Origin of the sequence: Pseudomonas sp. YQ_6 (genome assembly GCF_043103245.1) — a bacterium.
GTDB classification, from domain to species: Bacteria; Pseudomonadota; Gammaproteobacteria; order Pseudomonadales; family Pseudomonadaceae; genus Aquipseudomonas; species Aquipseudomonas alloputida.
Genome location: NZ_JBICJR010000002.1, coordinates 63,744 through 90,174, shown reverse-complemented (window position 1 = coordinate 90,174; position 26,431 = coordinate 63,744). Strand labels below are relative to the sequence as shown.

At 56.8% G+C, this 26,431-nt stretch carries 29 protein-coding genes and 4 tRNA genes; all 33 read left to right on the top strand.

From position 1 onward, the window contains the following. The first annotated feature begins 133 nt into the window (after positions 1-133). Positions 134-1,093: a bifunctional biotin--[acetyl-CoA-carboxylase] ligase/biotin operon repressor BirA gene (birA, locus tag ACF8FG_RS00515; protein ID WP_014589470.1), complete on the top strand. Its 960-nt coding sequence runs from the start codon at positions 134-136 to the stop codon at positions 1,091-1,093. Next, on the top strand, positions 1,083-1,832 hold the full coding sequence (locus ACF8FG_RS00510) for a pantothenate kinase (protein WP_014589471.1): 750 nt from the start codon (positions 1,083-1,085) through the stop codon (positions 1,830-1,832). The genes birA and ACF8FG_RS00510 overlap by 11 nt, the downstream gene beginning before the upstream one ends. A gap of 7 nt (positions 1,833-1,839) precedes the next feature. Beyond that, positions 1,840-2,265, top strand: a complete 426-nt coding sequence (locus ACF8FG_RS00505; protein ID WP_014589472.1) for a hypothetical protein — start codon at positions 1,840-1,842, stop codon at positions 2,263-2,265. A gap of 152 nt (positions 2,266-2,417) precedes the next feature. Continuing rightward, a tRNA-Tyr gene (locus ACF8FG_RS00500) sits at positions 2,418-2,501 on the top strand. Positions 2,502-2,525: 24 nt separating this feature from the next. Further along, positions 2,526-2,599 (top strand) — tRNA-Gly (locus ACF8FG_RS00495). A gap of 29 nt (positions 2,600-2,628) precedes the next feature. Next, positions 2,629-2,704 (top strand) — tRNA-Thr (locus tag ACF8FG_RS00490). A 78-nt stretch (positions 2,705-2,782) separates the two neighbouring features. Then, a complete protein-coding gene (tuf, locus tag ACF8FG_RS00485) occupies positions 2,783-3,976 on the top strand; it encodes an elongation factor Tu (protein ID WP_003255489.1) in 1,194 nt (397 codons plus the stop codon). Positions 3,977-4,030: 54 nt separating this feature from the next. After that, positions 4,031-4,106: transfer RNA gene (locus ACF8FG_RS00480), tRNA-Trp, on the top strand. Between the two features lie 44 nt (positions 4,107-4,150). Further along, positions 4,151-4,519, top strand: coding sequence for a preprotein translocase subunit SecE (secE, locus tag ACF8FG_RS00475; RefSeq protein WP_014589473.1), 369 nt, complete (start codon positions 4,151-4,153; stop codon positions 4,517-4,519). Between the two features lie 9 nt (positions 4,520-4,528). Beyond that, on the top strand, positions 4,529-5,062 hold the full coding sequence (nusG, locus tag ACF8FG_RS00470; RefSeq protein ID WP_003255501.1) for a transcription termination/antitermination protein NusG: 534 nt from the start codon (positions 4,529-4,531) through the stop codon (positions 5,060-5,062). A gap of 119 nt (positions 5,063-5,181) precedes the next feature. Further along, on the top strand, positions 5,182-5,613 hold the full coding sequence (gene rplK, locus ACF8FG_RS00465; RefSeq protein WP_003255500.1) for a 50S ribosomal protein L11: 432 nt from the start codon (positions 5,182-5,184) through the stop codon (positions 5,611-5,613). After that, positions 5,613-6,308 carry a 50S ribosomal protein L1 gene (rplA, locus tag ACF8FG_RS00460; protein ID WP_003255499.1) on the top strand — a complete coding sequence of 232 codons (696 nt, stop codon included), beginning with the start codon at positions 5,613-5,615 and terminating at the stop codon, positions 6,306-6,308. Before rplK ends, rplA begins: the two co-directional genes overlap by 1 nt. Before the next feature lie 197 nt (positions 6,309-6,505). After that, positions 6,506-7,006, top strand: a complete 501-nt coding sequence (rplJ, locus tag ACF8FG_RS00455; protein WP_003255497.1) for a 50S ribosomal protein L10 — start codon at positions 6,506-6,508, stop codon at positions 7,004-7,006. Between the two features lie 76 nt (positions 7,007-7,082). Further along, positions 7,083-7,448 carry a 50S ribosomal protein L7/L12 gene (rplL, locus tag ACF8FG_RS00450; protein WP_003255496.1) on the top strand — a complete coding sequence of 122 codons (366 nt, stop codon included), beginning with the start codon at positions 7,083-7,085 and terminating at the stop codon, positions 7,446-7,448. A 220-nt stretch (positions 7,449-7,668) separates the two neighbouring features. Beyond that, complete coding sequence (gene rpoB / locus ACF8FG_RS00445) at positions 7,669-11,742, top strand: DNA-directed RNA polymerase subunit beta (RefSeq protein WP_003255495.1); 4,074 nt, start codon at positions 7,669-7,671, stop codon at positions 11,740-11,742. 64 nt (positions 11,743-11,806) lie between these two features. Continuing rightward, on the top strand, positions 11,807-16,006 hold the full coding sequence (rpoC, locus tag ACF8FG_RS00440; protein ID WP_014589475.1) for a DNA-directed RNA polymerase subunit beta': 4,200 nt from the start codon (positions 11,807-11,809) through the stop codon (positions 16,004-16,006). Positions 16,007-16,217: 211 nt separating this feature from the next. Then, complete coding sequence (gene rpsL, locus ACF8FG_RS00435; protein WP_003255492.1) at positions 16,218-16,589, top strand: 30S ribosomal protein S12; 372 nt, start codon at positions 16,218-16,220, stop codon at positions 16,587-16,589. 106 nt (positions 16,590-16,695) lie between these two features. After that, positions 16,696-17,166 carry a 30S ribosomal protein S7 gene (gene rpsG / locus ACF8FG_RS00430; RefSeq protein ID WP_003246741.1) on the top strand — a complete coding sequence of 157 codons (471 nt, stop codon included), beginning with the start codon at positions 16,696-16,698 and terminating at the stop codon, positions 17,164-17,166. Between the two features lie 30 nt (positions 17,167-17,196). Further along, a complete protein-coding gene (fusA, locus tag ACF8FG_RS00425) occupies positions 17,197-19,344 on the top strand; it encodes an elongation factor G (protein ID WP_003255490.1) in 2,148 nt (715 codons plus the stop codon). A 27-nt stretch (positions 19,345-19,371) separates the two neighbouring features. After that, the gene (gene tuf, locus ACF8FG_RS00420; protein ID WP_010951775.1) at positions 19,372-20,565 is read left to right on the top strand and encodes an elongation factor Tu; all 1,194 of its coding nucleotides are present in this window, start codon (positions 19,372-19,374) and stop codon (positions 20,563-20,565) included. Between the two features lie 141 nt (positions 20,566-20,706). Beyond that, positions 20,707-21,018, top strand: coding sequence for a 30S ribosomal protein S10 (gene rpsJ / locus ACF8FG_RS00415; RefSeq protein ID WP_003186070.1), 312 nt, complete (start codon positions 20,707-20,709; stop codon positions 21,016-21,018). Between the two features lie 80 nt (positions 21,019-21,098). Next, positions 21,099-21,734, top strand: a complete 636-nt coding sequence (gene rplC / locus ACF8FG_RS00410) for a 50S ribosomal protein L3 (protein WP_003255486.1) — start codon at positions 21,099-21,101, stop codon at positions 21,732-21,734. 12 nt (positions 21,735-21,746) lie between these two features. Continuing rightward, the gene (rplD, locus tag ACF8FG_RS00405; protein ID WP_003255485.1) at positions 21,747-22,349 is read left to right on the top strand and encodes a 50S ribosomal protein L4; all 603 of its coding nucleotides are present in this window, start codon (positions 21,747-21,749) and stop codon (positions 22,347-22,349) included. Next, on the top strand, positions 22,346-22,645 hold the full coding sequence (rplW, locus tag ACF8FG_RS00400) for a 50S ribosomal protein L23 (protein ID WP_003255484.1): 300 nt from the start codon (positions 22,346-22,348) through the stop codon (positions 22,643-22,645). The genes rplD and rplW overlap by 4 nt, the downstream gene beginning before the upstream one ends. Positions 22,646-22,659: 14 nt before the next feature. Further along, the gene (gene rplB, locus ACF8FG_RS00395) at positions 22,660-23,484 is read left to right on the top strand and encodes a 50S ribosomal protein L2 (protein WP_003255483.1); all 825 of its coding nucleotides are present in this window, start codon (positions 22,660-22,662) and stop codon (positions 23,482-23,484) included. A gap of 16 nt (positions 23,485-23,500) precedes the next feature. Beyond that, the gene (rpsS, locus tag ACF8FG_RS00390) at positions 23,501-23,776 is read left to right on the top strand and encodes a 30S ribosomal protein S19 (protein WP_003255482.1); all 276 of its coding nucleotides are present in this window, start codon (positions 23,501-23,503) and stop codon (positions 23,774-23,776) included. A gap of 11 nt (positions 23,777-23,787) precedes the next feature. Continuing rightward, on the top strand, positions 23,788-24,120 hold the full coding sequence (rplV, locus tag ACF8FG_RS00385) for a 50S ribosomal protein L22 (RefSeq protein ID WP_003103908.1): 333 nt from the start codon (positions 23,788-23,790) through the stop codon (positions 24,118-24,120). A gap of 13 nt (positions 24,121-24,133) precedes the next feature. After that, positions 24,134-24,820 (top strand): 30S ribosomal protein S3, encoded by a 687-nt coding sequence (gene rpsC, locus ACF8FG_RS00380; protein ID WP_003255481.1) that lies wholly within the window; start codon positions 24,134-24,136, stop codon positions 24,818-24,820. Between the two features lie 12 nt (positions 24,821-24,832). Next, on the top strand, positions 24,833-25,246 hold the full coding sequence (gene rplP / locus ACF8FG_RS00375) for a 50S ribosomal protein L16 (protein WP_003255479.1): 414 nt from the start codon (positions 24,833-24,835) through the stop codon (positions 25,244-25,246). Further along, entirely contained in the window at positions 25,246-25,437 is a 192-nt protein-coding gene (rpmC, locus tag ACF8FG_RS00370) for a 50S ribosomal protein L29 (RefSeq protein WP_002555481.1), read from the top strand. The genes rplP and rpmC overlap by 1 nt, the downstream gene beginning before the upstream one ends. A gap of 2 nt (positions 25,438-25,439) precedes the next feature. Then, positions 25,440-25,706 carry a 30S ribosomal protein S17 gene (rpsQ, locus tag ACF8FG_RS00365; RefSeq protein WP_003255478.1) on the top strand — a complete coding sequence of 89 codons (267 nt, stop codon included), beginning with the start codon at positions 25,440-25,442 and terminating at the stop codon, positions 25,704-25,706. A gap of 23 nt (positions 25,707-25,729) precedes the next feature. Further along, complete coding sequence (gene rplN / locus ACF8FG_RS00360) at positions 25,730-26,098, top strand: 50S ribosomal protein L14 (RefSeq protein ID WP_002555479.1); 369 nt, start codon at positions 25,730-25,732, stop codon at positions 26,096-26,098. 11 nt (positions 26,099-26,109) lie between these two features. Beyond that, positions 26,110-26,424, top strand: coding sequence for a 50S ribosomal protein L24 (rplX, locus tag ACF8FG_RS00355; protein ID WP_003255476.1), 315 nt, complete (start codon positions 26,110-26,112; stop codon positions 26,422-26,424). The last annotated feature ends 7 nt before the right edge of the window (positions 26,425-26,431 follow it).

Here is a 26,431-nt window from a genome sequence, read left to right as displayed (position 1 = left end):
GGGCTTAAAAATCCTGGCCTTGCCAATGCTCCTCCCTGTGATTGCGATACCCGGCCTCTCCTGCAGGCCCTTTTCCTATGCAAGCCAACAGCCCATGGCTATCATGCCTGCCTTATTCCAAGTCGAGACTGGCATGCTGAAGTTGTTGAATCTCCTCAAGGACGGTCGGTTCCATTCCGGAGAAGCTCTGGGGGCAGCCCTAGGGGTGAGTCGCAGCGCAGTTTGGAAACAGCTGCAGCATCTGGAAAGTGAGCTGAACCTCACCATTCACAAAGTTCGTGGGCGCGGTTACCAGTTGGCTGCGCCACTGGCGTTGCTTGAGACGCAGGCAATCGCCGGATTCGCCGTGGGCGAACAGTGGCCGGTATTCATCCACGAAACGATCGACTCGACCAATGCCGAAGGCTTGCGCCTTGCCAGTGAAGGGCAGGCGGCTCCATTTCTGGTTCTGGCTGAGCGCCAGAGCGCCGGACGGGGTCGGCGCGGCCGACAGTGGGTCAGTCCATTTGCTGAAAATCTCTATTACAGCCTGGTGCTGCGCGTCGATGGAGGCATGCGTCAGCTAGAGGGGTTGAGCTTGGTAGTGGGGTTGGCGGTAATGCGCACCTTGCAGGCGTTCGGTGTAAAGGATGTCGGGCTCAAATGGCCTAATGATGTGTTGGTACGTGGGCAGAAGATCACCGGGATTCTCCTGGAATTGGTCGGCGATCCTGCAGATGTCTGTCATGTGGTGCTAGGCATTGGTATCAATGTAAACATGCAGGTAAACGAACAGGTCGATCAGCAGTGGACCTCAATGCGGCGTGAGGTTGGTGTAGTCATAGATCGGAATCACTTGGTCGCACTGCTCAGTCAGCAACTACAGCACGAATTGGCGCGCCATCGCCGCTACGGCTTTGCCGCATTCCAGGAGGAGTGGGAGCAGGCGCACTTGTGGCAGGGGCGCAATGTATCGCTGGTTGCTGGTAATACACGTATTGATGGCGTGGTTCTTGGCGTCGACGGGCAGGGTGGTTTGCGCCTTGAGGTGGACGGGATGGAAAAGAGCTTCAGTGGTGGTGAGCTCAGTTTGAGGTTGCGTGATGATTCTTGAGCTCGATTGCGGTAACAGCTTCATCAAGTGGCGGGTGATCCATGTCGCCGATGCTGTGATTGAAGGTGGTGGGATCGTCGATTCCGATCAGGCGCTGGTGGCCGAAGTGGCTGCGCTCGCTTCAGTGCGCCTCACGGGTTGCCGTATTGTCAGTGTGCGCAGCGAAGAAGAAACCGATGCGCTTTGCGCGTTGATTGCTCAGGCATTTGCCGTGCAGGCGAAGGTTGCCCACCCTGTCCGTGAAATGGCAGGTGTGCGCAATGGCTATGACGACTATCAGCGCCTGGGTATGGATCGTTGGCTGGCGGCGCTGGGGGCGTTTCACCTGGCCAAGGGCGCGTGCCTGGTGATTGACCTGGGTACCGCGGCAAAAGCGGACTTCGTTTCTGCAGATGGCGAGCATCTTGGGGGCTACATCTGCCCGGGTATGCCATTGATGCGTAGCCAGCTGCGCACTCACACCCGTCGTATCCGCTATGACGATGCCTCCGCGGAGCGCGCATTGAACAGCTTGTCACCAGGTCGCTCGACTGTCGAAGCGGTAGAGCGCGGTTGCGTATTGATGCTCCAGGGCTTTGCCTACACCCAGCTTGAGCAGGCTCGTGTGTTATGGGGTGAGGAGTTCACCGTGTTCCTCACTGGCGGTGATGCGCCGCTGGTGAGGGCGGCCCTGCCACAGGCGCGAGTCGTGCCTGACCTGGTTTTCGTTGGCCTGGCTATGGCCTGCCCATTGGATTGAGGTGCCTATGCGCTGGTTGTTTCTGCTGTTATTGGTGCTCAACGTCTTTTATTACGTATGGCATCAACAGGAAGCCCCGCTGAAGGTCAAGGAAGTCGCCCCGTTGTCGCTGTACAAGGGAAATCAGCAAGAAATCCGTCTGTTGCGTGAAACAGGTGTGTCGGCACCGCCCAAGCGTCGTGATGAATGCCTGGTAGTCGGAGGTGTGAAGGGGCAGGAGCAGTTGGATGCGCTGCGCCAACGCCTGCTGAGTCTGGATATTGCCACCTTGCCGGTGTCAGGGCAGCTGCCTGGGGCGGATGGTCGCTGGCTCAAGGTTGCTCCGGAAAGCGAGCGTTTGCTGGACCAAACGGTTCTCTTGGCTCTTTCCAATGATTTCAAAGACTTAAAACATAAAATTATTTTCTGCCAGGGTATTGCAACTGACGAATAGCTTGATAGAATGGCGCCCGCTTCACAGGGAACACCACTCAGGTGGTAGAGCTGGAAGCAGTGTCAAAGCAGCTAAGTTTCAGATTTGATTGAAAAAATTTGAAAAAACGCTTGACACTAGGACGGCAGACAAATAGAATGCCGGCCACATCTGGAGGGATTCCCGAGCGGTCAAAGGGGACGGACTGTAAATCCGTTGCGAGAGCTTCGAAGGTTCGAATCCTTCTCCCTCCACCAGTTTTAGCGAGAGCCGCAAGCTCCGCGGGTATAGTTTAGTGGTAGAACCTCAGCCTTCCAAGCTGATGATGCGGGTTCGATTCCCGCTACCCGCTCCAAGTTTGCCGGATTTTGCACAAAGTGTTTCGCTCTTGTAGCTCAGTTGGTAGAGCACACCCTTGGTAAGGGTGAGGTCAGCGGTTCAAGTCCGCTCAAGAGCTCCATATAAACAAGGCAGATATGAAAATATCTGCCTTTGTTTTATCAGCGCAAGACTATTTCTTCTGCGGAGGATTGTATCGATGGCTAAGGAAAAGTTTGATCGTTCCCTTCCCCACGTTAACGTCGGCACTATCGGCCACGTTGACCACGGTAAGACCACTCTGACCGCAGCTCTGACTCGCGTTTGCTCCGAAGTTTTCGGTTCGGCAATCGTTGAGTTCGACAAGATCGACTCGGCTCCGGAAGAAAAAGCGCGCGGTATCACCATCAACACCGCTCACGTCGAGTACAACTCGACCATTCGTCACTACGCTCACGTTGACTGCCCAGGTCACGCTGACTACGTGAAGAATATGATCACCGGTGCTGCCCAGATGGACGGTGCTATCCTGGTTTGCTCGGCCGCCGATGGTCCGATGCCGCAAACCCGTGAGCACATCCTGCTGTCCCGTCAGGTAGGTGTTCCGTACATCGTGGTCTTCCTGAACAAGGCTGATCTGGTAGACGACGCTGAGCTGCTGGAACTGGTCGAGATGGAAGTTCGCGACCTGCTGTCCACCTACGACTTCCCAGGCGACGACACTCCGATCATCATCGGTTCCGCTCGTATGGCCCTGGAAGGCAAAGACGACAACGAAATGGGCACTACCGCTGTCAAGAAGCTGGTAGAGACTCTGGATAGCTACATTCCTGAGCCAGTTCGTGCCATCGACCAGCCGTTCCTGATGCCAATCGAAGACGTATTCTCGATCTCGGGGCGTGGTACCGTTGTTACCGGTCGTATCGAGCGTGGTATCGTCCGCGTTCAGGACCCGCTGGAAATCGTTGGTCTGCGTGACACCACCACCACCACCTGTACCGGTGTTGAGATGTTCCGCAAGCTGCTGGACGAAGGTCGTGCTGGCGAGAACTGCGGCGTTCTGCTGCGTGGTACCAAGCGTGACGACGTTGAGCGTGGCCAGGTTCTGGTCAAGCCAGGTTCGGTCAAGCCGCACACCAAGTTCACCGCAGAAGTCTACGTCCTGTCGAAGGAAGAAGGCGGCCGTCACACTCCGTTCTTCAAAGGCTATCGTCCACAGTTCTACTTCCGTACCACTGACGTGACCGGTAACTGCGAACTGCCGGAAGGCGTTGAAATGGTAATGCCAGGTGACAACATTCAGATGACTGTTACCCTGATCAAGACCATCGCAATGGAAGACGGTCTGCGCTTCGCTATCCGTGAAGGCGGTCGTACCGTCGGCGCCGGCGTCGTAGCAAAAATTATTGAATAAGTAGTTGATTTACTTGATCAGGCCGGTATAATGGCCGGCCTGATACAGCGTTACAGGTCAGTAGCTCAATTGGCAGAGCGACGGTCTCCAAAACCGTAGGTTGGGGGTTCGATTCCCTCCTGACCTGCCATTTCACCTCGGTGTGATGGCTTTCTTCTTACAGGATCCTCCTCGATGACCCCCAAAACTGAAGCCCAAGAATCGCGTTTTGATCTGTTCAAGTGGCTGGCTGTAGTGGCTTTGGTGGTTGTTGGTGTTGTGGGTAATCAATATTACTCCAGCTCTCCAATCCTGTATCGCGTTCTTGTGCTTCTCGTCCTTGCTGCTGTCGCGGGCTTTGTAGCTCTGCAGACTGCGAAGGGCAAGTCGTTCTTTGCGCTGGCGAAGGAAGCTCGTACCGAGATTCGTAAAGTCGTGTGGCCGACCCGCCAGGAAACCACCCAGACCACGCTGATTGTCGTGGCTGTCGTGCTGGTTATGGCACTGCTGCTGTGGGGGCTCGATTCCCTGCTCGGCTGGGCGGTCTCCTTGATCGTTGGCTAAAGGTGTCCCGTGGCTAAGCGTTGGTATGTTGTGCATGCTTACTCGGGTTACGAGAAGCATGTAATGCGCTCCCTCATTGAGCGCGTCAAGCTGGCTGGCATGGAAGACGGTTTCGGCGAGATCTTGGTCCCGACCGAAGAAGTCGTCGAAATGCGCAACGGCCAGAAGCGCAAGAGTGAGCGTAAATTCTTCCCTGGCTATGTACTGGTCCAGATGGAGATGAATGAAGGGACTTGGCACTTGGTCAAGGACACCCCTCGCGTAATGGGCTTTATTGGCGGTACTGCTGACAAGCCTGCGCCGATTACCGATAAAGAAGCTGAGGCCATCCTGCGTCGCGTTGCCGACGGTAGCGATAAGCCGAAGCCCAAGACGCTGTTCGAGCCAGGTGAAGTGGTTCGAGTCATTGATGGTCCGTTCGCTGACTTCAATGGTAGTGTCGAAGAAGTTAACTACGAAAAGAGTCGCCTGCAGGTTGCGGTGCTCATTTTCGGTCGCTCTACTCCGGTAGAGCTCGAGTTCAGCCAGGTCGAAAAGGTCTAGGCGGACGAAGCATCCCATACCCCGCAGCCCTGTGTGCTGCGGGGTTTTGTCGTCACTGGGATAAAACGCAAGTCATCCGGGGAGCCATCAGGCGTTCGTACCCGATTTTGGAGTAGCTCATGGCTAAGAAGATTCAGGCTTACATCAAGCTGCAAGTTAAGGCCGGCCAGGCCAACCCAAGCCCACCCGTTGGTCCAGCTCTGGGTCAACATGGTGTGAACATCATGGAATTCTGCAAGGCCTTCAACGCCCGTACCCAGGGTCAAGAAGCCGGCCTGCCGACTCCAGTGATCATCACTGTCTACAGCGACCGTAGCTTCACCTTCGAGACCAAGAGCACCCCTGCCTCGGTTCTGCTGAAGAAAGCTGCTGGCCTGACCAGTGGTTCGGCTCGCCCGAACACCGTTAAAGTCGGTACCGTTACCCGTGCTCAGCTGGAAGACATCGCGAAAGCCAAACAGGCTGACCTGACTGCCGCTGACCTGGACGCTGCTGTACGCACCATCGCTGGCTCTGCCCGCAGCATGGGCCTGAACGTGGAGGGTGTGTAATGGCTAAGCTGACCAAACGCCAAAAGGCAATCGCCGAGAAAATCGAAGCAGGCAAGGCCTACAACTTCGAAGAAGCGGCAACTCTGCTGGCCTCGCTGCCTGCTGCCAAGTTCGTCGAGTCCTACGACATCGCCGTTAACCTCGGTGTTGACCCGCGTAAATCCGACCAGGTCGTACGTAGCGCTACCGTGCTGCCACACGGCACTGGCAAGACCGTTCGCGTCGCTGTCTTCACCCAGGGTCCAGCTGCTGAAGCTGCTCTGGCTGCCGGCGCTGATCGCGTAGGTATGGACGATCTGGCTGCCGAAATGAAAGGCGGCGACCTGAACTATGACGTCGTTATCGCATCGCCTGATGCCATGCGCGTTGTAGGTCAGCTGGGTCAGGTTCTGGGTCCTCGCGGCCTGATGCCTAACCCGAAAGTTGGTACCGTGACCCCAGACGTAGCCACTGCCGTGAAAAACGCCAAGGCTGGTCAGGTTCGCTACCGTACCGACAAAAACGGTATCATCCACACCTCCGTTGGCAAGATCGGCTTTGAAGCTGACAAGCTGAAGGAAAACGTTGAAGCCCTGATCGCTGACCTGAAGCGTATCAAGCCAGCTTCCTCGAAAGGCATCTACGTTAAGCGCGTTACCCTGAGCACCACCATGGGCCCAGGTCTGGTCATCGATCAGAGCTCGCTGAACGTGTAAGAACATGGCGGCGCGACCAGTCGCGCCGCCAGCAAAAATTGGGGTCCCTGCCTGGCGGGGGCTATCCAAGACCGTAGGCGGCGCAAGCCTTAAAACATCAGCCCACGCAGATGGTGCTCCCGATTCGTTACCGAATCAGACACCAAAACGACATCCGGCTTCGGCCAGATGAAACGGTAAAAACCAGGAGTAAACCCGTGGCAATTAAACTCGAAGACAAGAAGGCCATCGTCGCTGAAGTCAACGAGGCTGCCAAAGTCGCTCTGTCCGCTGTCGTGGCTGATGCCCGTGGTGTGACTGTAAGCGCAATGACCGGACTCCGTAAAGAGGCCCGCGAAGCTGGCGTATACGTACGTGTAGTGCGTAATACCCTGCTCAAGCGCGCTGTTGAAGGCACCGAATTCTCGATCCTCAACGACGCGTTCAAAGGCCCGACCCTGATTGCTTTCTCCAACGAACACCCGGGCGCTGCTGCTCGTCTGTTCAAAGAGTTCGCCAAGGGTCAGGACAAGTTCGAGATCAAGGCAGCTGCGTTTGACGGCAATTTCATTGCAGCGAACCAGATCGACGTGTTGGCTACCCTGCCGACCCGCGACGAAGCTATTGCACGACTGATGAGCGTTATTCAAGGCGCCACCAGCAAGCTGGCTCGTACTCTGGCAGCCATTCGCGACCAGAAAGAAGCTACCGCCGCCTAAGGCGTGCGAACTCTTTCAAAATCATACGTTTAATTTGATGGCTGCGTAGGCTGTCACCCCAATACAGGATTGAGTCATGTCTCTGACTAACGAACAAATCATCGAAGCAATCGGCCAGAAAACCGTTCTGGAAGTTGTTGAGCTGATCAAAGCAATGGAAGAAACCTTCGGCGTTACCGCTGCTGTTGCCGCTGCTGGCCCAGCTGCTGCTGCTGCCGTTGTTGAAGAGCAGACCGAGTTCAACGTTGTTCTGGTTGAAGCCGGCGACAAGAAAGTGAACGTGATCAAAGCCGTTCGCGAACTGACCGGTCTGGGCCTGAAAGAAGCCAAAGAGAAAGTCGATGGCGCTCCTCAGGTTGTAGCTGAAGGCGTTTCGAAAGAAGCCGCTGAAGACGCTAAGAAGAAGCTGGAAGAAGCAGGCGCTAAAGTCGAGCTGAAGTAATCTCGACCTTGCGATGCCAGCCTGAGCGTTGAGCGAAAGGCTGATGGCTGGTGGCTTATGCCACCGGCCTTTTTCCGTTATTGGTGGCCGGTCAGGCCGGTCCCGATAACGAGCTGCAAGACACCCATGTGGGTGGCGCAAACCAAGGGGTTTGCACGATTTTCTGGCTGCTCCCGCCGGGAGAAGCCAAACAAGCAGGTGACCAAGCTGGGGAACGCTGATGGCTTACTCATACACTGAGAAAAAACGTATCCGCAAGGACTTTAGCAAGTTGCCGGACGTCATGGATGTGCCTTACCTCCTGGCCATCCAGCTGGATTCGTATCGCGAATTCCTGCAAGCGGGAGCATCCAAGGATCACTTCCGCGACGTCGGCCTGCACGCGGCCTTCAAATCGGTATTCCCGATCATCAGCTACTCCGGCAATGCTGCCCTGGAGTACGTAGGCTATCGCCTGGGCGAACCCGCCTTCGATGTGAAGGAATGTGTCCTGCGTGGCGTGACCTTCGCGGTCCCACTGCGGGTCAAGGTGCGCCTGATCATCTTCGACAAGGAATCGTCGAACAAAGCGATCAAGGACATCAAAGAGCAAGAAGTCTACATGGGTGAAATCCCCCTGATGACTGAGAACGGTACCTTCGTTATCAACGGTACCGAGCGTGTGATCGTTTCCCAGCTGCACCGTTCGCCTGGTGTGTTCTTCGACCACGACCGTGGCAAGACCCACAGCTCGGGCAAGCTGCTGTACTCCGCTCGCATCATCCCTTACCGCGGTTCCTGGCTGGACTTCGAGTTCGACCCGAAGGATTGCGTGTTCGTACGTATCGACCGTCGCCGCAAACTGCCGGCCTCGGTGCTGCTGCGCGCCCTGGGTTACAGCACTGAAGAAGTGCTGAACACCTTCTACACCACCAACGTGTTCCACATTTCCGGCGAAAAACTCAGCCTGGAACTGGTGCCGCAGCGTCTGCGTGGTGAAGTTGCAGTCATGGACATCCATGACGAAACCGGCAAAGTCATCGTCGAGCAAGGCCGCCGTATTACCGCGCGCCACATCAACCAGCTCGAGAAGGCCGGCGTCAAGCAACTGGACGTTCCAATGGAATACGTCCTGGGCCGCACTACCGCCAAGGCTATCGTGCATCCGGCTACCGGCGAAATTCTCGCCGAATGCAACACCGAGATGACCACCGAGCTGCTGATCAAGGTCGCCAAGGCGCAGGTTGTCCGTATCGAGACCCTGTACACCAACGACATCGATTGCGGTCCGTTCATCTCTGACACACTGAAGATCGATACCACCAGCAACCAACTGGAAGCGCTGGTCGAGATCTACCGCATGATGCGTCCAGGCGAGCCGCCAACCAAGGATGCAGCCGAGACCCTGTTCAACAACCTGTTCTTCAGCGCCGAGCGTTACGATCTGTCCGCCGTAGGCCGCATGAAGTTCAACCGTCGTATCGGTCGTACCGAGATCGAGGGTTCGGGCGTGCTGAGCAAGGAAGACATCGTCGAGGTTCTGAAGACCCTGGTCGATATCCGTAACGGCAAAGGCATCGTCGACGACATCGACCACCTGGGTAACCGTCGCGTACGTTGCGTCGGCGAGATGGCCGAGAACCAGTTCCGTGTTGGCCTGGTGCGTGTCGAGCGCGCGGTCAAGGAACGCCTGTCGATGGCGGAAAGCGAAGGCCTGATGCCGCAAGACCTGATCAACGCCAAGCCGGTAGCGGCAGCGGTGAAAGAGTTCTTCGGTTCCAGCCAGCTGTCCCAGTTCATGGACCAGAACAACCCTCTCTCGGAGATTACCCACAAGCGCCGTGTCTCCGCACTCGGCCCTGGCGGTCTGACCCGTGAGCGTGCCGGCTTCGAAGTCCGTGACGTACACCCGACCCACTATGGCCGTGTGTGCCCGATCGAGACCCCTGAAGGTCCGAACATCGGTCTGATCAACTCCCTGGCGGCCTACGCCCGCACCAACCAGTACGGCTTCCTGGAAAGCCCGTACCGCGTGGTGAAGGAAGGCGTTGTCAGCGACGACATCGTGTTCCTGTCGGCAATCGAAGAGGCAGATCACGTCATCGCACAGGCTTCGGCCGCGATGAACGACAAGAAGCAACTGATCGATGAGCTGGTAGCAGTTCGTCACCTGAACGAATTCACCGTCAAGGCGCCGGAAGACGTCACCCTGATGGACGTTTCGCCGAAGCAGGTTGTTTCCGTTGCAGCGTCGCTGATTCCGTTCCTCGAGCACGACGACGCCAACCGTGCGTTGATGGGTTCGAACATGCAGCGTCAGGCTGTACCAACCCTGCGTGCCGACAAGCCGCTGGTAGGTACCGGCATGGAGCGCAACGTTGCCCGTGACTCCGGTGTCTGCGTGGTTGCTCGCCGCGGTGGTGTGATCGACTCGGTCGACGCCAGCCGTATCGTTGTTCGCGTTGCCGACGACGAAGTGGAAACCGGCGAAGCGGGTGTGGATATCTACAACCTGACCAAGTACACCCGTTCGAACCAGAACACCTGCATCAACCAGCGTCCGCTGGTGAGCAAAGGTGACAAGGTTCAGCGTGGTGACATCATGGCCGACGGCCCGTCCACCGACATGGGTGAGCTGGCTCTGGGTCAGAACATGCGCATCGCGTTCATGGCGTGGAACGGCTTCAACTTCGAAGACTCCATCTGCCTGTCCGAGCGTGTTGTTCAGGAAGATCGCTTCACCACCATCCACATTCAGGAACTGACCTGTGTGGCGCGTGACACCAAGCTCGGCCCAGAGGAAATCACTGCGGACATCCCGAACGTGGGTGAAGCCGCACTGAACAAGCTGGACGAAGCCGGTATCGTTTACGTAGGTGCTGAAGTTGGCGCTGGCGACATCCTGGTCGGCAAGGTCACGCCAAAAGGCGAAACCCAGCTGACTCCGGAAGAAAAACTGCTGCGCGCAATCTTCGGTGAGAAGGCCAGCGACGTTAAGGACACCTCCCTGCGTGTGCCAACCGGCACCAAGGGTACTGTCATCGACGTACAGGTCTTCACCCGTGATGGCGTAGAGCGCGATAGTCGCGCGCTGGCCATCGAGAAGATGCAGCTCGACGAGATCCGCAAGGACCTCAACGAAGAGTTCCGCATTGTTGAAGGTGCAACCTTCGAGCGTCTGCGTTCTGCCCTGAACGGCCAGGTGGTTGATGGTGGTGCGGGCCTGAAGAAAGGCACCGTGATCACTGACGAGGTGCTGGACGGTCTGGAGCACGGCCAGTGGTTCAAACTGCGCATGGCTGAAGATGCACTGAACGAGCAGCTGGAAAAGGCTCAGCAGTACATCGTCGACCGTCGCCGTTTGCTGGACGACAAGTTCGAAGACAAGAAGCGCAAGCTGCAGCAGGGCGATGACCTGGCACCGGGCGTACTGAAGATCGTCAAGGTTTACCTGGCAATCCGCCGTCGCATCCAGCCGGGTGACAAGATGGCCGGTCGTCACGGTAACAAGGGTGTTGTCTCGGTCATCATGCCGGTTGAAGACATGCCGCACGATGCCAACGGTACTCCGGTTGACGTCGTACTGAACCCGCTGGGTGTACCTTCGCGTATGAACGTTGGTCAGATCCTTGAAACCCACCTGGGCCTCGCGGCCAAGGGTCTGGGCGAGAAGATCGACCGCATGCTCGAAGAGCAGCGTAAAGCCGCTGAGCTGCGCGTGTTCCTGACCGAGGTCTACAACGAGATCGGCGGTCGTCAGGAAAACCTCGACGAGTTCACCGACGAAGAGATCCTGGCCCTGGCTAACAACCTGAAGAAAGGCGTGCCGATGGCTACCCCGGTCTTCGATGGTGCCAAGGAGCGCGAGATCAAGGCCATGCTGAAACTGGCCGACCTGCCAGAGAGCGGCCAGATGGTGCTGTTCGACGGCCGTACCGGCAACAAGTTCGAGCGTCCTGTGACCGTTGGTTACATGTACATGCTCAAGCTGAACCACTTGGTGGACGACAAGATGCACGCGCGTTCCACTGGTTCCTACAGCCTGGTTACCCAGCAGCCGCTGGGTGGTAAGGCGCAGTTCGGTGGTCAGCGTTTCGGGGAGATGGAAGTGTGGGCGCTGGAAGCATACGGCGCGGCATACACCCTGCAAGAAATGCTCACAGTGAAGTCGGACGACGTGAACGGCCGTACCAAGATGTACAAGAACATCGTGGATGGCGATCACCGTATGGAGCCGGGCATGCCCGAGTCCTTCAACGTGTTGATCAAAGAGATCCGTTCGCTCGGTATCGATATCGATCTGGAAACCGAATAACACGTGACGCGAAGGGGAGTGGGGCAGGTAATGCCCGCTCCCTGCTCCGCCAGGAGGAAAGGCCTTGAAAGACCTACTGAATTTGCTGAAAAACCAGGGTCAAGTCGAAGAGTTCGACGCCATCCGCATCGGTCTGGCGTCGCCTGAAATGATCCGTTCGTGGTCGTTCGGTGAAGTTAAGAAGCCGGAAACCATCAACTACCGTACGTTCAAGCCTGAGCGTGACGGCCTGTTCTGCGCCAAGATCTTTGGCCCAGTCAAGGACTACGAGTGCCTGTGCGGCAAGTACAAGCGCCTCAAGCACCGCGGCGTAATCTGCGAGAAGTGCGGCGTTGAAGTTGCCCTGGCGAAGGTTCGTCGTGAGCGCATGGCGCACATCGAGCTGGCTTCGCCGGTTGCCCACATCTGGTTCCTGAAGTCGCTGCCGTCCCGTATCGGCCTGCTGATGGACATGACCCTGCGTGATATCGAGCGCGTGCTCTACTTCGAGAGCTATGTCGTTATCGACCCGGGCATGACTACCCTGGAAAAGGGCCAGCTGCTGAACGACGAGCAGTACTTCGAAGCGCTGGAAGAGTTCGGTGACGACTTCGATGCCCGTATGGGTGCCGAGGCTGTCCGCGAGCTGCTGCACGCTATCGACCTGGAGCACGAGATCGGCCGCCTGCGCGAAGAAATTCCGCAGACCAACTCGGAAACCAAGATCAAGAAGCTTTCCAAGCGTCTGAAGCTGATGGAAGCTTTCCAGGGCTCGGGCAACCTGCCTGAGTGGATGGTCCTGACCGTCCTGCCAGTGCTGCCGCCGGACCTGCGTCCGCTGGTTCCGCTGGATGGTGGCCGTTTCGCGACTTCCGACCTGAACGACCTGTATCGTCGGGTGATCAACCGTAACAACCGTCTGAAGCGCCTGCTGGATCTGTCGGCGCCGGACATCATCGTGCGCAACGAAAAGCGCATGCTGCAGGAAGCGGTTGATGCTCTGCTGGACAACGGCCGTCGTGGTCGCGCCATCACTGGCTCGAACAAGCGTCCGCTGAAGTCCCTGGCTGACATGATCAAAGGTAAGCAAGGTCGCTTCCGTCAGAACTTGCTCGGTAAGCGTGTTGACTACTCCGGCCGTTCGGTAATCACCGTAGGTCCGACCCTGCGTCTGCACCAGTGCGGTCTGCCGAAGAAGATGGCCCTCGAGCTGTTCAAGCCGTTCATTTTCGGCAAGCTGGAAATGCGTGGTCTGGCGACCACCATCAAGGCTGCCAAGAAGATGGTCGAGCGCGAGCTGCCAGAGGTGTGGGACGTTCTCGCTGAAGTGATTCGCGAACACCCCGTACTGCTCAACCGTGCACCGACCCTTCACCGTCTGGGTATCCAGGCGTTTGAACCCGTACTGATCGAAGGTAAGGCTATTCAGCTGCACCCGCTGGTCTGTGCTGCGTACAACGCCGACTTCGACGGTGACCAGATGGCCGTTCACGTGCCGCTGACCCTGGAAGCCCAGCTCGAAGCGCGTGCGCTGATGATGTCGACCAACAACATCCTGTCGCCAGCCAACGGTGAGCCAATCATCGTTCCGTCGCAGGACGTTGTACTGGGTCTGTACTACATGACCCGGGAAGCCATCAATGCCAAGGGCGAAGGTCGCGTGTTCGCCGACCTGCAGGAAGTCGACCGCGTATTCCGCGCAGGCGAAGCCGCCCTGCACGCGAAAATCAAGGTTCGTATCAACGAAACCGTGAAAGAGCGTGATGGCTCGGTGGTCAAGAACACCCGCATCGTCGACACCACCGTCGGCCGTGCGTTGCTGTTCCAGGTTGTGCCGGCAGGTCTGCCGTATGACGTGGTCAACCAGCCGATGAAGAAAAAGGCGATCTCCAAGCTGATCAACCAGTGCTACCGCGTGGTTGGTCTGAAAGAGACCGTTATCTTCGCCGACCAGCTGATGTACACCGGTTTCGCTTACTCGACCATTTCCGGCGTTTCCATCGGTGTTAACGACTTCGTTATCCCGGACGAGAAAGCCCGCATCATCGGTAACGCTACCGACGAAGTGAAGGAAATCGAGAGCCAGTACGCCTCCGGCCTGGTAACCCAGGGCGAGAAGTACAACAAGGTCATCGACTTGTGGTCGAAGGCGAACGACGAAGTGTCCAAGGCGATGATGGCCAACCTCTCGAAAGAGAAGGTCATCGACCGCGAAGGCAAGGAAGTCGAGCAAGAGTCCTTCAACTCGATGTACATGATGGCTGACTCGGGTGCGCGGGGTTCCGCAGCCCAGATCCGTCAGCTGGCCGGTATGCGTGGTCTGATGGCCAAGCCGGACGGCTCCATCATCGAGACGCCGATCACTGCGAACTTCCGTGAAGGTCTGAGCGTACTTCAGTACTTCATCTCGACTCACGGTGCTCGTAAGGGTCTGGCGGATACCGCACTGAAAACCGCTAACTCCGGTTATCTGACTCGTCGTCTGGTGGACGTTGCCCAGGATCTGGTAGTAACCGAGATCGACTGCGGCACCGATCAGGGCCTGGTGATGACGCCACACATCGAAGGCGGCGACGTTGTAGAGCCACTGGGTGAGCGTGTATTGGGTCGTGTCATCGCCCGTGACGTGTTCAAGCCAGGTACCGAGGACGTTATCGTTCCGGCCGGTACCTTGGTCGACGAGCAGTGGGTCGAGTTCATCGAGCTGAACAGCATCGACGAAGTGATCGTGCGTTCGCCGATCAACTGCGAAACCCGCTACGGCATTTGCGCCAAGTGCTACGGTCGTGATCTGGCTCGTGGTCACCAGGTGAACATCGGCGAGGCTGTCGGCGTTATCGCTGCCCAGTCGATCGGTGAGCCGGGTACCCAGCTGACCATGCGTACGTTCCACATCGGTGGTGCTGCAAGCCGTACCTCGGCTGCCGACAGCGTCCAGGTTAAGAATGGCGGTATGGTGCGTCTGCACAACCTGAAGCAGGTTGAGCGTGCCGACGGTAACCTGGTTGCCGTATCGCGTTCGGGTGAGTTGGCGATTGCTGACGAGTTCGGTCGTGAGCGTGAGCGCTACAAGCTGCCTTACGGTGCGGTGATTTCGGTCAAGGAAGGTGAAAAGGTCGAAGCTGGCGCCATCGTCGCCAAGTGGGACCCGCACACCCACCCGATCGTTACCGAGCTGAAAGGTACCGTGACCTTCGTGGGCATGGAAGAAAACATCACCATCAAGCGTCAGACCGACGAACTGACCGGCTTGACCAACATTGAAGTACTGGACGTCAAGGATCGCCCTGCCGCAGGCAAGGAAATCCGTCCGGCAATCAAGATGGTCGATGCTGCAGGCAAGGACCTGTACCTGCCAGGTACTGACGTACCTGCCCAGTACTTCCTGCCGGCCAACGCCCTTGTCGGTGTGGCTGACGGTGCTCAGATCGGTGTTGGTGACGTTATCGCGCGTATCCCGCAAGAGACGTCGAAGACCCGTGACATCACCGGTGGTCTGCCGCGCGTTGCCGACCTGTTCGAAGCGCGTCGTCCGAAAGAAGCCTCGATTCTGGCTGAAGTCAGCGGCACCATCGCATTCGGTAAAGAGACCAAGGGCAAGCGTCGCCTGGTGATCACTCCGACCGACGGTAGCGATCCGTACGAAGAGCTGATTCCAAAGTGGCGCCACCTGAACGTCTTCGAAGGTGAACAGGTAAACCGCGGCGAAGTTATCTCGGACGGCCCGAGCGATCCGCATGACATCCTGCGTCTGCTGGGTGTGAGTGCGCTGGCGAAGTACATCGTCAACGAGATCCAGGACGTTTACCGTCTGCAAGGCGTGAAGATCAACGACAAGCACATCGAGACCATTCTGCGTCAGATGCTGCGCAAGGTTGAGATCTCCGAGTCGGGCGATTCCAGCTTCATCAAGGGCGACCAGATGGAACTGACCCAGGTGCTGGTAGAGAACGAGCGTCTCGCTAGCGAGGACAAGTTCATCTCCAAGTTCACCCGAGTGCTGCTGGGTATCACCAAGGCCTCGCTGTCCACCGAGTCGTTCATCTCCGCGGCTTCCTTCCAGGAAACAACCCGCGTACTGACCGAAGCGGCGGTAACCGGCAAGCGCGACTACCTGCGCGGCCTGAAAGAGAACGTGGTCGTGGGTCGTCTCATCCCGGCCGGTACTGGTCTGGCCTACCACAGCGAGCGCAAGCGTCGCCGTGATGCCGACAAACCGCTGCGTGTAAGCGCCAGTGAAGTGGAAGCTGCACTGACCGAAGCGCTGAATTCCAGCGGTAACTAAGTACAGGGCAAGGCCCCGGCAAGCCTCGGGCGATCATCGGCGACATGAAATGTTGCCGATGATCGGGCGGGGAGGGCCGGGGCCTCGTCTTGACTGGGTGCAAGATCCTCTTTAGACTTTTGTACCCTTAAATTTGGTGAGGCTCCGTCTCGCCAATTTTTGGCTTTCTTGCAAGACAATAGAGTCGCAAGACAATCAGTGGAGCTAGTAGATGGCAACTATCAACCAGCTGGTACGTCAGCCGCGTAAGCGTTCGGTCGAGAAGTCCGACGTTCCTGCGCTGCAGAACTGCCCGCAGCGTCGTGGCGTGTGCACCCGTGTGTACACCACCACGCCGAAAAAACCTAACTCGGCACTGCGTAAAGTATGCCGTGTGCGTCTGACCAACGGTTTCGAGGTTTCCTCGTACATCGGTGGTGAAGGCCACAACCTGCAAGAGCACAGCGTCGTCCTGATTCGTGGCGGCCGTGTAAAAGACTTGCCAGGTGTTCGTTACCACACCGTTCGCGGCTCTCTGGATACTTCGGGCGTTAAAGGCCGTAACCAGGGTCGTTCGAAGTACGGTACCAAGCGTCCGAAGTAATCGGTCGTTTGCAGACATCCATTTTTTTGAGTCGATAAGAGTAAGGTCGGGCGTGGGTCGAATGACCTGGTCCCGGGCTAACCTGAAGACCGTTTGAGGGCTTATCATGCCAAGACGTCGTGTAGCAGCAAAACGTGAGATCCTTGACGATCCGAAGTACGGATCCCAGATTCTCGCGAAGTTCATGAACCACGTGATGGAAAGCGGCAAGAAGGCCGTAGCCGAGCGCATCGTTTACGGTGCCCTGGATACCGTCAAAGCACGCAAGAACAGCGACCCCCTGGAAATCTTCGAGAAAGCTCTCGACGCCATCGCTCCGCTGGTCGAAGTAAAGTCCCGTCGTGTCGGCGGTGCCACTTACCAGGTCCCGGTTGAAGTTCGTCCATCCCGTCGTAACGCTCTGGCAATGCGCTGGCTCGTAGACTACGCCCGCAAGCGCGGCGAGAAGTCGATGGCTCTGCGTCTGGCCGGCGAACTGCTGGATGCTGCCGAAGGCAAGGGTGCTGCAGTCAAGAAGCGTGAAGACGTTCACCGTATGGCTGAAGCCAACAAAGCGTTCTCGCACTACCGCTTCTAATTCAAGCATCAATCTTTTTGCGAGGGCTTTATGGCTCGTACTACAGCAATTAACCGCTACCGTAACATTGGTATCTGTGCCCACGTTGACGCGGGCAAGACCACCACTACCGAGCGGATCCTGTTCTACACAGGTCTGAGCCACAAAATGGGCGAGGTGCATGACGGCGCCGCGACCACCGACTGGATGGTGCAGGAGCAGGAGCGGGGTATCACCATTACCTCCGCTGCCGTTACCACCTTCTGGAAAGGTTCCCGTGGTCAGTATGACAACTACCGCGTAAACGTTATCGATACCCCTGGCCACGTTGACTTCACCATTGAAGTAGAGCGTTCGCTGCGTGTACTCGACGGCGCGGTCGTTGTATTCTGCGGCACCTCCGGCGTTGAGCCGCAGTCCGAAACCGTATGGCGTCAGGCCAACAAGTACGGCGTTCCGCGTGTTGTTTACGTGAACAAGATGGACCGTGCTGGTGCAAACTTCCTGCGCGTCGTAGGTCAGATCAAGAACCGTCTGGGTCACACTCCGGTTCCTGTTCAGCTGGCCATCGGTTCGGAAGATAACTTCCAGGGTCAGGTTGACCTGATCAAGATGAAGGCTATCTACTGGAACGACGACGACAAGGGTACTACCTACCGCGAGGAAGAAATTCCTGCGGATATGGTCGAGCTGGCTAACGAATGGCGCAACAACATGGTTGAAGCCGCCGCCGAAGCCACCGAAGAGCTGATGAACAAGTACCTTGAAGAAGGTGAGCTGTCCGTCGAAGAGATCAAGGCAGGCCTGCGCGCGCGCACCCTGGCCAGCGAGATCGTTCCGGCTGTCTGCGGTTCGTCGTTCAAGAACAAGGGTGTTCCCCTGGTTCTCGACGCCGTTATCGACTTCCTGCCAGCTCCGACCGAGATCCCTGCGATCAAGGGCATCCACCCTGACCTGATCGACGTGCCTAAGGACGAAGTCAAGCCAGAGCAGTTCGACGAGCGTCATGCTGACGACGACGAGCCGTTCTCGGCCCTGGCCTTCAAGATTGCCACCGACCCGTTCGTTGGTACTCTGACCTTCGTTCGCGTTTACTCGGGCTTCCTGACCTCCGGTGACTCTGTCATCAACTCGGTCAAAGGCAAGAAAGAGCGCGTTGGTCGTATGGTCCAGATGCACGCCAACCAGCGTGAAGAGATCAAAGAAGTACGTGCAGGCGACATCGCTGCTCTGATCGGCATGAAGGACGTCACTACTGGTGATACCCTGTGCAACGCCGACAAGCCGATCATCCTCGAGCGTATGGACTTCCCTGAGCCTGTGATTTCGCTCTCTGTAGAGCCGAAAACCAAGCAGGACCAGGAGAAGATGGGTATCGCACTGGGCAAGTTGGCTCAGGAAGACCCATCGTTCCGCGTCAAGACCGATGAAGAAACCGGTCAGACCATCATCTCCGGTATGGGTGAGCTGCACCTGGACATCCTCGTTGACCGCATGAAGCGCGAATTCAACGTCGAAGCCAACATCGGCAAGCCGCAGGTTTCGTACCGCGAGAAGATCACCAAATCCAACGTCGAGATCGAAGGCAAGTTCGTTCGTCAGTCGGGTGGTCGTGGTCAGTTCGGTCACTGCTGGGTTCGCTTCTCCGAGCCGGACGTGGACGACAAGGGCAACATCACAGAAGGTCTGGTGTTCTCCAACGAAGTCGTTGGTGGTGTGATTCCTAAGGAATACATCCCTGCGATCCAGAAGGGTATCGAAGAGCAGATGAAAAACGGCGTTGTTGCCGGTTATCCTCTGATCGGCCTGAAGGCCGCGGTATTCGACGGTTCGTACCACGACGTCGACTCCAACGAAATGGCGTTCAAGATCGCTGCTTCGATGGCGACCAAGCAACTGGCCCAGAAGGGCGGTGGCGTGGTTCTCGAGCCGATCATGAAAGTCGAAGTTGTAACCCCGGAAGACTACCTGGGTGACGTGATGGGTGACCTGAACCGTCGTCGTGGTCTGGTCCAGGGTATGGATGAGTCGGTCTCTGGCCGCGTCGTCCGTGCTGAAGTACCGCTCGGAGAGATGTTCGGTTACGCAACCGACGTTCGTTCCATGTCTCAGGGTCGCGCAAGCTACTCCATGGAATTCTCCAAATACGCCGAAGCTCCGTCGAACATCGTCGAAGCACTCGTTAAAAAACAAGGCTAATCCCCTTTAGGCAAGAGGTTCACTGTCGTGGCTAAAGAAAAATTTGATCGTTCCCTTCCCCACGTTAACGTCGGCACCATCGGCCACGTTGACCACGGTAAGACCACTCTGACCGCAGCTCTGACTCGCGTCTGCTCCGAAGTTTTCGGTTCGGCAGTCGTTGAGTTCGACAAGATCGACTCGGCTCCGGAAGAAAAAGCGCGCGGTATCACCATCAACACCGCTCACGTCGAGTACAACTCGAACATTCGTCACTACGCTCACGTTGACTGCCCAGGTCACGCTGACTACGTGAAGAACATGATCACCGGTGCTGCCCAGATGGACGGCGCGATCCTGGTTTGCTCGGCCGCCGATGGTCCGATGCCACAAACCCGTGAGCACATCCTGCTGTCCCGTCAGGTAGGCGTTCCGTACATCGTGGTCTTCCTGAACAAGGCTGACCTGGTAGACGACGCTGAGCTGCTGGAACTGGTCGAGATGGAAGTTCGCGACCTGCTGTCCACCTACGACTTCCCAGGCGACGACACTCCGATCATCATCGGTTCCGCTCGTATGGCCCTGGAAGGCAAAGACGACAACGAAATGGGCACTACCGCTGTCAAGAAGCTGGTAGAAACTCTGGATGCCTACATCCCTGAGCCAGTTCGTGCCATCGACCAGCCGTTCCTGATGCCAATCGAAGACGTGTTCTCGATCTCGGGTCGTGGTACCGTTGTTACCGGTCGTATCGAGCGTGGTATCGTCCGCGTTCAGGATCCGCTGGAAATCGTTGGTCTGCGTGACACCACCACCACCACCTGCACCGGTGTTGAGATGTTCCGCAAGCTGCTGGACGAAGGTCGTGCTGGCGAGAACTGCGGCGTTCTGCTGCGTGGTACCAAGCGTGACGACGTTGAGCGTGGCCAGGTTCTGGTCAAGCCAGGTTCGGTCAAGCCGCACACCAAGTTCACCGCAGAAGTCTACGTCCTGTCGAAGGAAGAAGGCGGCCGTCACACTCCGTTCTTCAAAGGCTACCGTCCACAGTTCTACTTCCGTACCACTGACGTGACCGGTAACTGCGAACTGCCGGAAGGCGTTGAAATGGTAATGCCAGGTGACAACATTCAGATGACTGTTACCCTGATCAAGACCATCGCAATGGAAGACGGTCTGCGCTTCGCTATCCGTGAAGGCGGTCGTACCGTCGGCGCCGGCGTTGTGGCCAAAATCATCGAGTAATCACTCGACCGATTGAAAAAACCCCCGCTCAGCGGGGGTTTTTTTTATTGGGTTGACACTAATTGGGGGCGTCTATAGAATCACGCCTCCTTTTAGCGGGCGTAGTGCGTCCGTTGGGAACAGCCTGGAGTCTGAAATCCAATGCAAAATCAGCAAATCCGTATCAGGTTGAAGGCTTTCGACCATCGCCTGATCGACCAATCCACCCAGGAAATCGTGGAAACCGCGAAACGTACTGGTGCACAAGTGCGTGGTCCAATTCCACTGCCTACCCGCAAAGAGCGTTTCACCGTTCTGGTCTCCCCGCACGTCAACAAAGACGCGCGTGACCAGTACGAGATTCGCACTCATAAGCGTGTTCTGGACATCGTCCAGCCAACGGATAAAACCGTTGACGCGCTGATGAAGCTTGATCTGGCGGCAGGTGTGGAAGTACAGATCAGCCTCGGCTAAGACTTCGGTCTAGTCGTGTAACGCTCTGAAATGGGCGGCCATAGCGGGTGAAAGCCCCGTACACTCATGAGGTTTACAACATGACTATTGGTGTAATCGGTCGCAAGTGCGGTATGACCCGCATTTTCACCGAAGAAGGTGTCTCCATTCCGGTCACGGTCATTGAGATCGAGCCGAATCGCGTCACCCAGTTCAAAACTGAAGAAACCGATGGCTACCGTGCAGTGCAAGTCACTGTCGGCGAGCGTCGTGCTTCGCGTGTGACTGCCGCTCAGGCAGGCCACTTCGCCAAGGCCAACGTTGCCGCTGGTCGCGGTGTTTGGGAGTTCCGTCTTGAAGAAGGCGATTTCCAGGCTGGCGATCTGATCAAAGCTGAACTCTTCACTGCAGGCCAGCTGGTTGACGTTACTGGTCAGTCCAAAGGTAAAGGCTTCGCCGGTACCATCAAGCGCTGGAACTTCCGTGGTCAGGACAACACCCACGGTAACTCCGTGTCGCACCGTGTGCCTGGTTCCATCGGCCAGTGCCAGACTCCTGGTCGTGTGTTCAAGGGCAAGAAAATGTCCGGTCACATGGGCGCCGAGCGCGTGACTGTTCAGTCCCTGGAAGTAGTTCGCGTAGACGCTGAACGCAACCTGCTGCTGATCAAGGGTGCCGTACCTGGCGCTACTGGCGGCGACGTGGTTGTACGTCCAGCTGTCAAGGCTCGCGGTTAAGGGGAAACTGACATGCAACTTAATGTAAATGACGCTCAGGCGATCGAAGTTTCCGAACTGACTTTCGGTGGCGAATTCAACGAGACGCTGGTTCACCAAGCAGTCGTGGCCTACATGGCCGGCGGCCGTCAGGGCACCAAGCAGCAGAAGACCCGTTCCGACGTGGCTGGTGGCGGTAAGCGCCCATGGCGTCAGAAGGGTACTGGCCGTGCTCGTGCTGGTACCACTCGTGGTCCGATCTGGCGTGGCGGTGGTGTAACCTTCGCAGCTCGCCCTCAAGATCACTCGCAAAAGCTCAACAAGAAGATGTATCGCGCAGCTCTGCGCTCCATCCTCGCTGAGCTGGTGCGTAGCGACCGTCTGGTCGTGGTTCAGGACTTCGCTGTTGAAGCACCGAAAACCAAAGATCTGCTGAACAAGCTGAACGGCATGGGTCTGAGCGATGTACTGATCGTTTCCGACGCTGTTGATCAGAACCTGTACCTGGCTGCTCGTAACCTGCCGCACGTCGACGTACGTGACGTACAAGGTTCCGACCCGGTCAGTCTGATCGCATACGAGAAAGTGTTGATCACTGTCTCGGCCGTGAAGAAATTCGAGGAGCTGCTGGGATGAACCAGGAACGCGTATTCAAAGTCCTCCTTGGCCCGCACGTTTCCGAGAAGGCTACCGTTCTGGCTGAGAAAAAAGGCCAGTTCGTATTCAAGGTTGCTACTGATGCAACCAAGCTGGAAATCAAGAAAGCTGTCGAAGGCCTGTTCAACGTAAAAGTTGAAAACGTGTCGACTGTTAACGTTCTGGGTAAAACCAAGCGTACCGCACGTGGTCTGGGCAAGCGTAATGACTGGAAGAAGGCGATCGTCTCCCTTCAGCCAGGCCAAGATCTCGATTTCAGCAGCAGTGCTGAGTAAGGAAGGGGTGCATCATGGCAATCGTTAAATGCAAACCGACTTCCCCTGGCCGCCGTTTCGTGGTCAAGGTGGTCAACAAGGAGCTGCACAAAGGCGCTCCTCACGCACCGCTGATCGAGAAAAAATCGAAGTCTGGTGGTCGTAACAACAATGGCCGCATTACCACTCGTCACGTTGGTGGTGGTCACAAGCAGCATTACCGTCTGGTCGACTTCCGTCGCAACGACAAAGATGGCATTCCAGCCACTGTCGAGCGTATCGAATACGATCCAAACCGTACTGCTCACATCGCCCTGCTGTGCTACGCAGACGGTGAGCGTCGCTACATCATCGCGCCTAAAGGCGTGAGCGCTGGCGACCAGCTGATCGCAGGTGCCCTGGCCCCAATCAAGGCCGGTAACTCCCTGCAGCTGCGCAACATTCCAGTAGGTAGCACCATTCACGGCATCGAACTGAAGCCGGGTAAAGGTGCTCAGATCGCTCGTTCCGCTGGTGCTTCGGCTCAGCTGATCGCTCGCGAAGGTGTCTACGTGACCCTGCGTCTGCGCTCTGGTGAAATGCGTAAAGTCCTGGCTGAGTGCCGTGCGACCCTGGGCGAAGTCTCGAACTCCGAGCACAGCCTGCGTTCGCTGGGTAAAGCTGGTGCCAAACGCTGGCGCGGCGTTCGCCCAACCGTTCGTGGTGTTGCCATGAACCCGGTTGACCACCCACACGGTGGTGGTGAAGGTCGTACCTCCGGTGGTCGTCATCCGGTATCGCCATGGGGCTTCCCAACCAAGGGTGCTAAAACCCGTGGTAATAAGCGTACCGACAACATGATCGTCCGTCGTCGCAAGTAACTAGAGGGATACGACAGTGCCACGTTCTCTGAAAAAAGGTCCTTTTATCGATCTTCACCTGTTGAAGAAGGTCGAAGTGGCGGTGGAGAAGAACGATCGCAAGCCAGTTAAAACCTGGTCGCGCCGTTCGATGATCCTGCCACAAATGGTCGGTCTGACCATCGCGGTTCACAACGGTCGCCAGCATGTCCCAGTTCTCGTGAACGAAGACATGGTCGGCCACAAACTGGGCGAGTTCGCCGGTACCCGCACCTATCGCGGGCACGTGGCTGACAAGAAAGCCAAGCGTTAAGGGGTAAGGAAATGGAAGTAGCCGCTAAGTTGTCGGGCGCTCGCATCTCCGCCCAGAAAGCCCGCTTGGTCGCCGACCAGATCCGCGGGAAGAAGGTGGGCGAAGCGCTCAACCTGTTGGCCTTCAGCAGCAAAAAAGCCGCTGAAATCATGAAGAAAGTCCTCGAGTCGGCCGTAGCCAACGCCGAACACAACGAAGGCGCAGACGTTGATGACCTGAAGGTCTCCACCGTCTTCGTCAACGAAGGGCGTTCGCTGAAGCGCATCATGCCACGTGCCAAAGGCCGTGCTGATCGCATCGTCAAGCGGTCTTGCCATATCACTGTCAAGGTTGCGGACAAGTAACGGAGTCGATCAGATGGGTCAGAAAGTACATCCCACTGGCATTCGCCTGGGAATCGTCAAGGAGCACACCTCCGTCTGGTACGCAGACGGTGCTACTTACGCAGATTACCTGTTGAAGGATCTGAAAACGCGTGAGTACCTCCAAGACAAACTAAAAAGCGCGTCCGTAAGCCGTATCGATATTCATCGTCCGGCTCAAACTGCACGCATCACCATCCACACCGCTCGTCCCGGTATCGTTATCGGTAAGAAAGGTGAAGATGTCGAGAAGCTGCGTCAGGACCTGACCAAGCAGATGGGTGTGCCTGTGCACATCAACATCGAAGAGATCCGCAAGCCGGAACTCGACGCTATGCTGGTTGCGCAGAGCGTAGCTCAGCAGCTGGAACGCCGTGTAATGTTCCGTCGCGCCATGAAGCGCGCGGTACAGAACGCCATGCGTATTGGTGCCAAGGGCATCAAGATCCAGGTGAGCGGTCGTCTCGGCGGTGCTGAGATTGCTCGTACCGAGTGGTATCGTGAAGGTCGTGTGCCTCTGCACACCCTGCGTGCCGATATCGACTACAACACCTACGAAGCTCACACCACTTACGGTGTGATCGGTGTGAAGGTTTGGATCTTCAAAGGCGAAGTTATTGGTGGTCGCCAAGAAGAACTGAAACCACAAGCACCAGCGCCTCGTAAAAAAGCTGCTAAGTAAGGGGTACGCCAAATGTTGCAACCAAAGCGTACAAAATTCCGCAAGCAGATGACTGGCCACAACCGTGGTCTGGCACTGCGCGGTAGCAAAGTCAGCTTCGGCGAATTCGCCCTGAAAGCTGTTGCTCGCGGTCGCCTCACCGCTCGCCAGATCGAGTCCGCACGTCGTGCGCTGACCCGTCACGTTAAGCGTGGCGGTAAGATCTGGATCCGTGTGTTCCCGGACAAGCCGATCTCCAAAAAACCTCTTGAGGTTCGTATGGGTAAAGGTAAGGGCTCCGTGGAATACTGGGTTGCCCAGATTCAGCCAGGCAAAGTCCTGTACGAGATCGAGGGTGTTTCTGAAGAGCTGGCGCGCGAAGCTTTCGCCCTGGCTGCTGCAAAGCTGCCTCTCGCCACCTCCTTTGTTAAGCGGACGGTGATGTGATGAAAGCGAATGAACTTCGTGAAAAATCGGCACAGCAACTGAACGAGCAACTGCTCGGCTTGCTGCGCGACCAGTTCAATCTGCGTATGCAGAAAGCAACTGGCCAGTTGGGGCAGTCGCACCTGCTCTCGCAAGTTAAGCGTGACATCGCTCGCGTGAAAACTGTGCTCAACCAGCAGGCAGGTAAGTGATCATGGCTGAAGCTGAAAAAACCGTCCGTACGCTGACTGGCCGTGTCGTCAGCGACAAAATGGACAAGACCATCACCGTTCTGATCGAGCGTCGCGTAAAGCACCCGATCTACGGTAAATACGTTAAGCGTTCGACTAAGCTGCACGCGCACGACGAAGCCAACCAGTGCAAGATCGGCGACAAGGTTTCCATCCGTGAAACCCGTCCGCTGGCCAAGACCAAGTCCTGGGCACTGGTTGAAGTCCTCGAACGCGCTGTTGAAGTCTAAGGGCTAAGGGTCGGAGAAATTTTATGATTCAGACTCAATCCATGCTCGATGTGGCCGATAACAGCGGCGCTCGTCGCGTCATGTGCATCAAGGTACTCGGCGGTTCGCACCGCCGTTACGCCGGTATCGGTGACATCATCAAAGTAACCGTCAAGGAAGCAATTCCGCGCGGTAAGGTCAAAAAAGGCCAAGTGATGACCGCTGTCGTCGTACGTACCCGTCACGGTGTTCGTCGCGCTGACGGTTCCATCATTCGTTTCGACGGCAACGCTGCTGTTCTGCTGAACAACAAGCAAGAGCCGATCGGCACTCGCATCTTCGGGCCAGTGACCCGTGAACTTCGTACTGAGAAGTTCATGAAGATCGTCTCGCTCGCCCCTGAAGTGCTGTAAGGAGATCCGACATGCAAAAGATTCGTCGTGACGACGAGATCATCGTGATCGCCGGCAAAGACAAAGGTAAGCGCGGTAAGGTGCTGAAGGTTCTGGCTGATGACCGTCTGGTTATCGGTGGCGTGAACCTGGTCAAGCGTCATACCAAGCCTAACCCGATGGCGGGCGTACAGGGCGGTATCGTCGAGAAAGAAGCGCCTCTGCACGCTTCCAACGTTGCCATCTTCAACGGTGAAACCAACAAGGCTGACCGCGTTGGTTTCAAAGTAGAAGACGGTAAAAAAATTCGTGTCTTCAAGTCGACCCAAAAAGCGGTTGATGCTTGAACACTGC